The sequence below is a fragment of the Ruegeria discodermiae genome (assembly GCF_030758345.1).
GTDB lineage: Bacteria > Pseudomonadota > Alphaproteobacteria > Rhodobacterales > Rhodobacteraceae > Ruegeria_C.
In genome coordinates, this window is sequence record NZ_JAVAMO010000040.1 from 1 (window position 1) to 11063 (window position 11063).

10 protein-coding genes and 1 pseudogene are annotated in these 11063 nt (G+C 54.8%); 7 read left to right on the forward strand and 4 right to left on the reverse strand.

Annotated elements, in window-relative coordinates; genetic code table 11:
• Positions 1 to 233: pseudogene (locus tag Q5Y75_RS27940) on the forward strand (class I SAM-dependent methyltransferase); the annotation flags it as partial.
• Between the two features lie 21 nt (positions 234 to 254).
• Here Q5Y75_RS27940 and Q5Y75_RS27945 read toward each other — a convergent pair.
• Positions 255 to 1208: a LysR family transcriptional regulator gene (locus Q5Y75_RS27945; protein ID WP_306203565.1), complete on the reverse strand. Its 954-nt coding sequence runs from the start codon at positions 1206 to 1208 to the stop codon at positions 255 to 257.
• 56 nt (positions 1209 to 1264) lie between these two features.
• Here Q5Y75_RS27945 and Q5Y75_RS27950 point away from each other — a divergent pair, with 56 nt between their 5' ends.
• A complete protein-coding gene (locus Q5Y75_RS27950) occupies positions 1265 to 1672 on the forward strand; it encodes a RidA family protein (RefSeq protein ID WP_306203566.1) in 408 nt (135 codons plus the stop codon).
• Positions 1673 to 2467: 795 nt separating this feature from the next.
• On the opposite strand, the gene Q5Y75_RS27955 is transcribed toward Q5Y75_RS27950, so the two are convergent.
• Positions 2468 to 3379, reverse strand: a complete 912-nt coding sequence (locus tag Q5Y75_RS27955; RefSeq protein WP_306203567.1) for a glutaminase — start codon at positions 3377 to 3379, stop codon at positions 2468 to 2470.
• A gap of 59 nt (positions 3380 to 3438) precedes the next feature.
• Positions 3439 to 4377, reverse strand: coding sequence for a LysR family transcriptional regulator (locus Q5Y75_RS27960; RefSeq protein WP_306203568.1), 939 nt, complete (start codon positions 4375 to 4377; stop codon positions 3439 to 3441).
• A gap of 419 nt (positions 4378 to 4796) precedes the next feature.
• On the opposite strand from Q5Y75_RS27960, the gene Q5Y75_RS27965 reads away from it, so the two are divergent.
• The 5 genes from Q5Y75_RS27965 to Q5Y75_RS27985 all read left to right on the forward strand — a co-directional run bounded on the left by Q5Y75_RS27965 (position 4797) and on the right by Q5Y75_RS27985 (position 10346).
• The gene (locus tag Q5Y75_RS27965) at positions 4797 to 6419 is read left to right on the forward strand and encodes a peptide ABC transporter substrate-binding protein (protein ID WP_306203570.1); all 1623 of its coding nucleotides are present in this window, start codon (positions 4797 to 4799) and stop codon (positions 6417 to 6419) included.
• Positions 6420 to 6510: 91 nt separating this feature from the next.
• Positions 6511 to 7434 carry an oligopeptide ABC transporter permease OppB gene (oppB, locus tag Q5Y75_RS27970; protein WP_306203571.1) on the forward strand — a complete coding sequence of 308 codons (924 nt, stop codon included), beginning with the start codon at positions 6511 to 6513 and terminating at the stop codon, positions 7432 to 7434.
• A 12-nt stretch (positions 7435 to 7446) separates the two neighbouring features.
• Positions 7447 to 8364, forward strand: coding sequence for an ABC transporter permease subunit (locus Q5Y75_RS27975; protein WP_306203572.1), 918 nt, complete (start codon positions 7447 to 7449; stop codon positions 8362 to 8364).
• Between the two features lie 9 nt (positions 8365 to 8373).
• Positions 8374 to 9342 (forward strand): oligopeptide/dipeptide ABC transporter ATP-binding protein, encoded by a 969-nt coding sequence (locus Q5Y75_RS27980; RefSeq protein WP_306203573.1) that lies wholly within the window; start codon positions 8374 to 8376, stop codon positions 9340 to 9342.
• Entirely contained in the window at positions 9339 to 10346 is a 1008-nt protein-coding gene (locus Q5Y75_RS27985) for an ABC transporter ATP-binding protein (RefSeq protein WP_306203575.1), read from the forward strand. Before Q5Y75_RS27980 ends, Q5Y75_RS27985 begins: the two co-directional genes overlap by 4 nt.
• Positions 10347 to 10419: 73 nt before the next feature.
• Here the strand turns inward: Q5Y75_RS27985 and Q5Y75_RS27990 are convergent.
• Positions 10420 to 11063: aminomethyltransferase family protein (locus tag Q5Y75_RS27990; protein WP_510769695.1), on the reverse strand; the 644-nt coding region annotated here is incomplete at its 5' end.

Here is an 11063-nt window from a genome sequence, read left to right on the forward strand (position 1 = left end):
TGCGCCCATCCGGGCTTCTGCTGATTGCAACCTATCAGATACTCGCGCCTTGGGCATGGGGCGATCCTAGCGTTGAGCGGCCGGATGCGCGCGCAAGACTTGCTGAACTAATCCTTGATTCAGAAGACTGGCGCGAAGTCTTTGTTGGATCCGATGAGCGGGATGCGATAGGGCCAGAGGGCCAAACCGCCCAGGTCAAAGATGCGGTTGTCGCTCTGGAGAAGTTAGGCTAGAGTTCGTTGTCTTTAATCCAACTACTGGTCAGGCAGACGCTTTAGGTCGCTGCTGAGCATATCGATGAACCGACGAACCCGCGGCTCCAGCAAACGTTTGTGTGGGTAAAGTGCAACTATGGGAACGCGACCGGCGGAAACGTGAGGCAACACCCGTTGCAACCGTCCTTCCAAGAGGTCGGCACTGACCAGAAGACGTGGCAGAAGGGCGATCCCAAGCCCCTGAATGGCCGTTTGGCGCAGCGCTTCCGCGCTGTCGAGCCGCAGGCGGACGCGCCCCTGAGCACGAACCAAGGCGCCATCCTCTTCTTGCAAATGCCAACCCTGCCTTTCGCTGCGGCTTGCAAATTGCAGAAGGTCGTGACGGCTAAGTTGTTCGATGTTCAGGGGTCTATCGCGCGTCTCAAAGTAGGTGGGAGCAGCGCATAAAACAGTCTCGTCCCGCAGGAGCGTTCTTGTGACAAAGCTTTGGTCAGGCGAGTACACACCGATCCGTATGGCGAGATCAAACCCTTTTTCAATGATGTTATCCACCCGGTCTGACAGTGAAAGCTCGATCTGAGTTTCGGGCCAGGTCTCGAGGTATCTTTGAACGGTCGGCAGAAGCAATCTGCGCCCCAAGGCGTCAGGTGCGGTGACACGCAGTGTCCCGCGCGGCAAGCCCTTATCGCTTTCGATGCTGCTATCAGCCGCCTCAATTGCGCCCCTGATAACCAGACCATGCTCGTACAGGCTGCGGCCTTCTTCGGTCAGGTCGAGTGCACGGGTGGTGCGGTTCAGAAGGCGGGCACCATAGGCTTGTTCCAGCCGTGCAACAGCTTTTCCCGCGGTTGATCTCGACAACCCAAATGATTTGCCCGCGGCGACAAAACTTCCGGTTTCCACAACTGAGAGAAAGACGAGGATATCGTTTATTTTAGATCCGATCATGACATTTGATTGTAGCACCAAGTTCGCGAAAGAAGCGATCTCCATTCGTCTGTTAGAGGCGTTATGTCCTTTTGCATGACACTTTAAGAAAGGAGAGACTCTTGTCCGCTGCTATTGATCGTATCAATCCAAAAGCGTTACCGGATGCTGGCAAGATCGGGTACTCGCAAATTTCTATCGCTCAGCCAGGCCCTTTGGCTTTCGTGTCGGGTCAGGTGGCGTGGCGCCCGGATGAGGCGGCCACACCGGCCTCATTGGCGGATCAAACGTCCATCGTGGTCGACAACCTGCAAGGCGCATTGGATGCAATCCACGCGACAACCGACGATATTGTCCAGATGCGCATTTACATGACGGAGCTCACGGATGAAACGCAGGGCATCGCCATGACGGAGATCCTGAAGTTTCTCGATGGGGCGCAGCCAAGTCTGACCGGGATCGGTGTGGAGGCCCTCGCGGCGCCCGATCTAAAGATCGAGGTTGAGATGGTCGTTAAGGTCTCGGGTTAAACGGACTCTCAAACGGCGATCAGTTGAAATGATGCCGTAAGCTGTTCAAGAACGAGACACTCAAGATCTACGACGGGCTCTTCCACGGGTTCTTTGCAACCCACCCTGATCAGGCGAACGCCGATCTGCTGGCGTTTATCGAAGCCTGAACTTTGGGAACTGCGAGGGGTCATCGCCCTCGCAGTTCCCTGCTGCCGCCAGCTTTGCGGCATATCAGGGACTTTCAGGATCAAGTAGCGAGCGGCGTCGCCAATCCTGTTTTCGATCCCGTTAATTTCGAGGATCTGGACACTGATCCGACAGCATGGCCAGACGCGCCATCAGCGACCGAAGATCGAGCCGTCAGCGAAGGGAATACACCCGGAAAAGTTCCCACAAAGGTTGAACAGACAACATGATTTTATGGATTTTGCTGAAGCAATCGCAGTTCTGACTTCGGGGTCGGCAAAACATGCAGGAGCGGTGGAAACTGGATCATGCCAAATTGAACGGTTGGATCAGTTGGAACGCGAGCCTTGTGGCAGAAGCAATCCGTTCGTCCAGTAAGCATCTCATAGTCTGCCCTGCAATGATCGCACCAATCAGTTCCGTGAAGACGTTGGATGTCACCTCTTCCGCGTTCACCGCTTTTTAGCCAGCGCTCAAACGTGTTTTGCTTTTCAGGAACCCCCCCTGATTTTGTACGGTCCGGGCCAGAAGGCCTGTGGCAGTTGAAAGGTAATCCTCCTTTGTGCAAACGAAGGAGAGAGGTAAGCTCAGCTTGGTAATGTAAACGCTTTGAAAACATGCATTGACTCAGAAAACCGACCACCCCGTTTCTTGACTCAAATAGGTGGCAGCCCGTGTGCCAGCATTTGAATTGCCGTAGAGATTCAATCCCGGCGACCAAATGCCGATTGAAGCAACTTTAGGCGCAATAATGAGAATTCCGCCGCCAACTCCGCTCTTTCCTGGCAAACCAACGCGAAAAGCGAAATCGCCCGAACCATCGTAGTGACCGCAGGTCATCATCAATGCGTTGACACGTCGAGCGTGATTTGGGGACATCACTCTTGGCGAACCCGTAAGACCGGCAAGAACACGTCCGGCCCGCGCAAGTTGGACGGTTGTCATTTCGATAGCGCATTGGTGGAAATATGTTCCGAGGACCAAGTCGGGCGGGTTCAAAAGATTTCCATAAGAAGCCAGATAATGAGCAAGCGCCTTGTTTCTGGCCCCTGTCGCTTGCTCGGACCTTGCCACTGCGCCGTTGATATGAATGTCATCATCCTCGGTCATTGCACGCAAGAGGTTTAGAACTTCTGCCAAAGCAAGTTTGGGTTCACGGCCCGACAATAAGGCGTCTGTGATGACAATGGCGCCCGCATTCACGAACGGGTTTCTGGGGTGGCCTTTGTCGCTCTCCAAAAGAACGATCGAGTCGAAAGCAGTACCTGAGGGTTCGCGATCGACACGTGCCCACAATTGGTCGCCGATCCGTCCCAAGGTCGCAATAAGTGCAAAGACTTTGGAGATGCTTTGTATAGAGAACCTTTGATTGGCCTGCCCCGCGGAATATGTCGCCCCGTCTGCTGTGCAGACACTGATGGCAAACTGGGCGGGGTCAATTTCAGCAAGATCCGGGATGTACTGCGCAGGCTGTCCCCAATCCGCTTCGTGATATATCCGATCTGATATGCGTGTGAGTTCTGCCTGTAAGTCGAGCATCAGCCAATCCTGAGTTTAGCGGTAACATCTATTGTTCAGCCGCACGGGGCGGTCCTGACTCACAGCTTCTCTGCGCCACCTACAAAGATGGGCAGATCGTGACGGGCGGCGAAGGCGGCCGTGGCTTTGCGGAATGCCCGCTTTAGGTCGACATACATCGACACATTTGCGTTTTCTGCCGGCATCACAAATTCCATCTCGATGGTAACCCGCGGTTCGAACCTGCGCCCAACAATGCCATGCGGCGTAAATAGGGGCAGAGAAAATGGTTCTGCAATGTTGACGTTCCGCTTGTTGGCAAGCAATGCATACCGCATAACCGATGACTGACACCAAATCCGCTTGGATATGCTGCCGGACACTTCGCCGATTAGCCGTGTCTCATCATCATTGGGTAGAAACATGGTTTCGCTTTCAAAACCCACATGGCTATGTCCGCTGAGATCTGTGTTTCTGATAACCTTTTGCGCGGCCAATTCATGATCCTTGTGTACGGCGAACACATAATCGGCAACCGCGAAGGCTTCGGTGTGGATCCCTTCTATATGACCAACCTTATGGGTTACGGCAAAATCGAGCTTCTTTTCGTGGAATGCTTCCACAGTTTCTTTGGCATGCTGATCGTAAATGTCGACGAAAGCATTCGGATAGTCGCTGTGAAACGACTCTAGGACTGCCGGCATTACAGCGGCACCGATTGTTGGCAAGCAGGCAAGACGAACCCTTTCTTCGATGCCCGCGCGGATTTCAGCAGCAGCGCGTTGTAGCGACTCAGCGCTATCGTAGACACCCTCAGCAATCCTAAAAAAGGCCATACCCTGCGTTGTCGGCGTTACACCACGGCCCACACGGGTAAGAAGCTCAAACCCCACATTCCGCGAAAGCTCGGTTACAAGTCGACTTACGCCCGACTGTGTTAACCCCATATGTTCCGCAGCAGCCGCCAACGTCCCAGTTCGCACCACGAGTAGAAATGCCTGAAGTTGCCTAAATGTCATTGTCCCACTTTCTTCGAGGAATGATCAAACATGGCGTGGCCAACCGTTCGCTCCGGATCTTTTGAGATTAGGAAAGCGATTCCCGTCCGAATATGGCGGGGCGTCGATAGTGGTCAGAATACGACGCACCACATCGAATCACAAGTTGATGAGGCGTTCCAGAGCGATTGGTGTCAAGAAACGATTCACTTCTTGCCATAGCTCAACCTACTGGAAAATATGCAATAAATTCGCACAACTGACCTAAGGTCAACCATCTTGATGATTCAGCAAGAATCGAAGCAGGAAATGTTTGCTACCAAAACGACCACGTTGAAACACAAGGCTCAGCGACGCAAACATAGAGACCCGCCAAGCAACTACTCGGGTGATGTTGCGCACCATATTTGCTGATGTCGTTGTCCATACACGGAGCAAACATGACCTCGAAACGCGCACTTGCACTGTCCTCCGTTTTCAGCATCTCGTTGCTTGCATCGCCTTTGATCGCGGACGTCCACCCAGTCACCAATGAAGAGCTCGCCGACGAACAGGTGTTTACATACCGCGTCGGCGATGAATTTGCCTCGATTGATCCGCAACTGGCGGAAGATGTCCAGGGCGGCGAGTTCATCCGGGACCTCTTCGAAGGCCTGATGAACCAGGACTCAGATGGCAATCTGGTGCCCGGAGTCGCCACCCATTTTGAGGCAAACGCCGACAACACCGTCTACACCTTTCAATTGCGCGACAACGCCAAATGGTCAGATGGCAAACCGGTGACCGCCCATGATTTTGAGTACTCATGGAAGCGCCTTGCCGATCCGAACACGGCCTCTCCCTATTCCTGGTTCGCCAAGGAAATGGGGTTGGTGAATGTCAAGGCAGTTATGGCCGGAGATATGGATCCGTCCGAGCTGGGTGTGAAAGCCTTGGATGACCACACTCTGGAAGTTCGGCTGGAAAACAGTATGGGGCACTTTCCACTGATGACGACCAGCGAACCGACATTTCCCTCGCCGAAGTGGGCGATCGACGCACATGGATCGGACTGGACCAAGCCCGAGAACATCGTATCAAACGGTGCTTATGTTCTGACCGAACATGTGCCGCAGGAAAGATCCGTCAGGGAACGCAACCCGCTTTACTGGAACAACCAAAATACGATCTTGGAACGCGTTGAAGCTCTGGTCATTAGTGACGACAATGGCGCGCTGACACGCTATCTGGCTGGTGAGTTAGATCGCACAGAGGTGCCGACCGGGCAATACAATGCCTTAAGCAAAGAACACCCAGACGAAGCGGTTAGCTTTCCGCGTCTCTGTGCTTACTACTATTTCATCAACATGACGGAAAACACGCATCCCTCATTGCTGGATCCGCGTGTTCGCGAGGCGCTCTATCTGACCGTCGACCGGGACGTTATCACCAATGCAATCCTTCAAGGCGGTGAGTTTCCTGCATATACCTTTACACCAGACGCGACGGCTAATTTCGTGAGCCCAAACAATCCGGCGCGTGACATGACACAGGCAGACCGCGATGCGCGCGCCTCGGCTTTGCTGGCCGAGGCTGGCTTCGGCGGCGATGAGATCGAGCTAGATCTTCTCTACAATACCAGCGAGGCGCACAAGAAGATTGCGATCATCGTGTCCCAGATGTGGAAGCAGAAGCTGGGTATCACTACCGTTCTACAAAATATGGAATGGAAGACATTCCTCGAAGCGCGTTCGAACCAGGAATTTGATATCGGTCGTGCAGGTTGGTGTGGGCCTTACAACCTTGCCTCATCGTTCTTGGACTTGATGAGTAGCACACATGTCTACAACGATGCCGGATTTTCCAATGACGAGATCGATGAGTTGTTGGACGACGCCAAGACCAAGGCAGATCCTTCCGAAAACTTCACGCGGATCGAGGAGGTCTTAGCGACAGAATTCCCGATCATTCCGATCTATCACTATGCGGGTGTTTTCATGATGAACGACAAACTGCGCAATTGGCCAGTCGGGAATGTCGAGCAGAAATGGTACTCGCGCGAGCTTTACTTCGCCGCTGACTGACTGGACGACGCCGGGCAGCACATCACGTATCCGTGGCCCGGCATCTCATCCCGCATCCACCGCAAATATCCCAGGTCCACGGGAGGTTCCCATGACCGAGTTCATCATCAGACGTCTGCTAGCTGCGATTCCAACACTGCTCATTCTGATCATCTTCTCCTTTCTGCTGATGCATTCCGCTCCCGGCGGCCCGTTTTCATCCGACCGCCCGCTGCCGCCCGAAGTGCTGGCCAACATCGAGGCCAAATACCATCTCGACGATCCCCTTCCGTTGCAAATCTGGAACTACGTCGTGGGTGTCGTCACCCAGTTCGATTTTGGTCCGTCCTTTCAGTATAAGGATCGGACGGTGAACGAGATCATCGCTCAGGGTTTTCCGGTGACGCTGACCTACGGGACGATTGCATTTGTGGTTGCCGTTGTGTGTGGGTGCGCTTTGGGCATCACGGCTGCGCTAAACCAGAACTCGTGGCTTGACTACTTTGCCGTGGGTATTTCCATCGGTGCACAGGTGCTGCCGAATTTTGTCATGGCGCCGATCCTCGTGCTGATCTTCACCCTTTGGCTGGGATGGCTACCAGGAGGCGGCTGGAACGGTGGACAGTGGCAATACATGGTCATGCCGGTAATCGCTCTGTCGACAAGCTTCATGGCATCGATTGCACGGATCATGCGGTCGTCACTTTTGGAAGTGATGCACAGCAACTTTATCCGCACCGCGCGCGCCAAGGGTCTGTCCGCACGGGCGATCCTGTTTCAGCATGCCCTGAAACCGGCGATGCTGCCGGTGATTTCCTACCTCGGGCCTACCTTCGTGATCATGATCACCGGTTCCGTTGTGATCGACCTTTATTTCACCACCGGCGGTATCGGGCAGGCCTTTGTGAATTCGGCGCTGAACCGGGACTATTCGGTGATGATGGGGATCACGATCCTGATCGGCTGCCTGACCATTCTGTTCAATCTGATCGTAGACATCCTCTACGCCTGGATTGACCCAAAGATCAAACTATGAGGAGGCCGCACCATGTCTGACACCGCAATTGCAGCTCCTGATGGCCACGTGGAAACACCGACCAAGGGGCGTTCCCTCTGGCAGGACGCGCGCCGCCGGTTCTTGCAGAACCGGGCCGCTGTGATCAGCTTGTTCGTGCTGGGCCTTGTATGCCTTGTTGCCGTTCTTGGCCCGTTTCTGGCCGCATGGAGCAACGAAGAGGTGGACTGGAGCGTGTTGGGCGACATCGCGACGCTGGGCGCGCCGTCATTCGAAAACGGCCACTATTTCGGCGTCGATGAACTGGGGCGGGACCTTTTTGCGCGAGTCGTTCAGGGCACGCAGGTTTCACTCATGGTCGGGATTGTCGGTTCATTGATCGCCGTCACATTCGGGACGCTTTACGGCGCGACCGCTGGATATGTTGGCGGGCGCACCGACAATATCATGATGCGACTTGTCGATATCCTGATGTCGATCCCCTACATGTTCGTACTGATCCTGCTGCTGGTTGTCTTTGGTCGCTCGATGTGGCTGATGTTCGTGGGTGTCGGCTTGATTTCCTGGCTGGAAATGTCACGGATCGTACGCGGCCAGACACTGGCCCTGAAATCCAAAGAATATGTCGAGGCGGCGCTGGCCATCGGCGTCAAGCACCATGTGATCGTCATCCGGCACATCATCCCGAACCTGCTGGGTGTGATCGTGATTTATGCCACCCTTCTGGTGCCTCAGATGATCCTGACCGAGAGCTTTATCTCGTTCCTTGGCCTCGGCGTTCAGGAGCCCAACACGAGCTGGGGAGCGCTGATCTCGGAAGGTGCCTCGACGCTGCAATACGGCACCTACTGGCAGCTTTTCTTCCCGCTCGCCTTTTTCATTGTGACGCTCTTTTGCTTCTTCTTCATCGGTGACGGCCTGCGCGATGCGCTGGACCCCAAAGACAGGTAGGGACCCTTCATGAGCTTGCTGGAAGTCAAAAATCTCTCTGTAGAATTCGACACGCCCGACGGACCGGTACGTGCCGTGCAAGACGTCAGCTTTTCGCTCGGAGAGCAGAAGACACTGGCCATCGTCGGAGAAAGCGGATCAGGAAAAAGCCAGACGGCGTTTTCGATCATGGGGCTGTTGGCCAGCAACGGGCGGGTGACCGGATCGGTCAAGTTTGACGGAACCGAGATCCTGAATGCGTCGGAAAAAGTGATGAATACCTACCGCGCCGCGCAGATTGCGATGATCTTCCAGGATCCGATGACCTCGCTGAATCCGTTCGTCCGGGTGTCCAAACAGATGGCTGAGGTGCTGATGCTTCACAAAGGGCTCAGTAAGACGGATGCCATCAAGGATAGCATCAGGATGCTGGACGCTGTGAAAATTCCCGATCCGGCGCGACGTGTGCACATGTACCCGCACGAGTTTTCCGGGGGCATGCGCCAGCGAGTGATGATCGCGATGTCCTTGCTATGCCACCCGAGGCTGGTCATCGCCGACGAGCCGACAACTGCACTTGACGTAACTGTGCAGGCGCAAATCATGGATTTGCTCAGCGATCTGCAAAACGATTTTGGCATGAGCATCGTATTGATTACCCACGACCTTGGTGTTGTGAAAGGATCATGCGAGAATACGCTGGTGCTCTATGGCGGGCGCGTCATGGAAACCGGCCCGACGAGCGAGCTCTTTGCCGAACCCACCCATCCCTATACCCGTGGATTGTTGCACGCGGTGCCCCGGTTAGAGTCAAATGAAGCCAAGCTGGCCACCATCCCCGGAAACCCGCCAAATATGCAGCACCCACCCAAGGGCTGCGCATTTTCTCCGCGCTGTGGCTCAGCCAATGATCGTTGCGTTGCCACCAAGCCCGAATTGGATTGGTTCTCCGCGGATCGTAGCCGTGCTTGCCATCTATCCCAGGAGGAGCTCGTATGAACAGTACCGAAACGCTGCTCACAGTCGATGACGTCAAAGTCTACTTCAAGTACGGCGGCACCGGCCTCGCAAAGAAAAAGGAACAAAAGTACATCAAGGCTGTTGACGGGATCAGCTTCGACATCAAACGCGGCGAAACGCTGGGGATCGTCGGAGAAAGCGGTTGCGGTAAATCCACCCTGGCCCGCGCAGTCATACGGATGGTTCCAGCGCATTCCGGGCGTGTGTTGTGGATGGGGCAGGACCTGCTGGAGCTGGATGGCAACTCTATGCGCGACCAGCGCAAGGACCTGCAGATGATCTTTCAGGATCCGCTAGCCTCGTTGAACCCGCGGATGACTTTGGGACAGATCATCGCGGAACCGTTGAAAACCCATTTCCCCAAGATGCCCCGATCCGAGATCCGGGCGAAGGTGGCGGCTATGATGGCGCGAGTTGGCCTATTACCCAATATGGTCAACCGCTATCCGCACGAGTTTTCCGGTGGCCAGTGTCAGCGGATCGGGATTGCCAGGGCACTGATTCTGGAGCCCAAGCTGATCATTTGTGATGAGCCGGTTTCTGCGCTGGACGTGTCGATCCAGGCGCAGGTGATCAATTTGCTGATGGATCTACAGAAAGAGATGAATCTCTCTCTGATGTTCATCGCCCATGACCTGAGCGTTGTAAAACACATCTCCACACGCGTAATGGTTCTGTATCTGGGTAATGTGGTGGAACTCGCCGAAAGCGAAGCCATCTACCAAAATCCCTTACACCCATATACCCGAGCTTTGATCGCTGCGGTGCCGGATCTGGACAAGCCCGCCCCGGCAGACCGGGCATCATTAATGGTCGATGGAGAGTTACCCTCGCCGCTGACACCTCCGTCCGGGTGCCCGTTTCGCACGAGATGTCCCATAGCCCAGGATATTTGCAGTGTTGACAAGCCGAAGCTGAATACGTCGTTCAACGGTCATTGTGTTGCCTGTCATTTTCATGGGGTTGACCAACGCGACAACTGAATTTGCCAATAATTTGCACATTTACATCGAAGGGCTCTGATGGCTTCTATCCGCAAACCCATCAGATCAGAGATCAGGGGATGTCCATTCCGTCAAAACCCAAAACCATCCGTGTAACACTGCCTCGCTGACTCTCATTGGCGGATCTTCCCGCGCTCGTGACTGCGCAACGATAGCCCGGAAACATGGACGTTCCCTCGAGAATGAACCCGGCCCGTTTCCGCCGCGGCCCAGCTTTGGCCATTGCTTCAAGAGCGTCGCGACCGACAAATTCGTGACCAGCCTCCAGATTGACCAGCCCTCCGAGCCCCATCTCAAAATGCGTCGCGCGACAGTCTTGCCAGCGGATGTCAGCACCGTAGGACACCAACCCACTTTCCAGACGCTCAACATCATTTGGCGCACCGGGTCCAATGCCGAATGGCTGGCCCGCCTCTTTGACGATGTCCCAAAAAACAGAACCTTTGCTGCGATCCCGAAGATAGAGCTCATATCCGCCCTGTTTGGACCACCCCGATCGCGCCAGCACTATGGGGATGCCATCAAGAGATGCTCCCGTAAATCCAAAGAATTTGAGGTCGCGCACCACCGATCCAAACAGCGCTTCAGCAACCTTGATGGATTTGGGTCCCTGGATTGCCATGGGCGACACATCGGGCTCGGTGTTGGCGACATCCCAGCCTCTTTCGTTGGCAATAGCCTCGGCCCACAGATGGA

Excerpts from the sequence above, each read along its gene's own strand:
- Q5Y75_RS27965 (WP_306203570.1), top strand. The coding sequence starts at position 4,797 with ATGACCTCGAAACGCGCACTTGCACTGTCCTCCGTTTTCAGCATCTCG.
- oppB (WP_306203571.1), top strand. The coding sequence starts at position 6,511 with ATGACCGAGTTCATCATCAGACGTCTGCTAGCTGCGATTCCAACACTG.
- Q5Y75_RS27945 (WP_306203565.1), bottom strand. The coding sequence starts at position 1,208 with ATGGAGATCGCTTCTTTCGCGAACTTGGTGCTACAATCAAATGTCATG.
- Q5Y75_RS27975 (WP_306203572.1), top strand. The coding sequence starts at position 7,447 with ATGTCTGACACCGCAATTGCAGCTCCTGATGGCCACGTGGAAACACCG.
- Q5Y75_RS27955 (WP_306203567.1), bottom strand. The coding sequence starts at position 3,379 with ATGCTCGACTTACAGGCAGAACTCACACGCATATCAGATCGGATATAT.
- Q5Y75_RS27980 (WP_306203573.1), top strand. The coding sequence starts at position 8,374 with ATGAGCTTGCTGGAAGTCAAAAATCTCTCTGTAGAATTCGACACGCCC.
- Q5Y75_RS27985 (WP_306203575.1), top strand. The coding sequence starts at position 9,339 with ATGAACAGTACCGAAACGCTGCTCACAGTCGATGACGTCAAAGTCTAC.
- Q5Y75_RS27960 (WP_306203568.1), bottom strand. The coding sequence starts at position 4,377 with ATGACATTTAGGCAACTTCAGGCATTTCTACTCGTGGTGCGAACTGGG.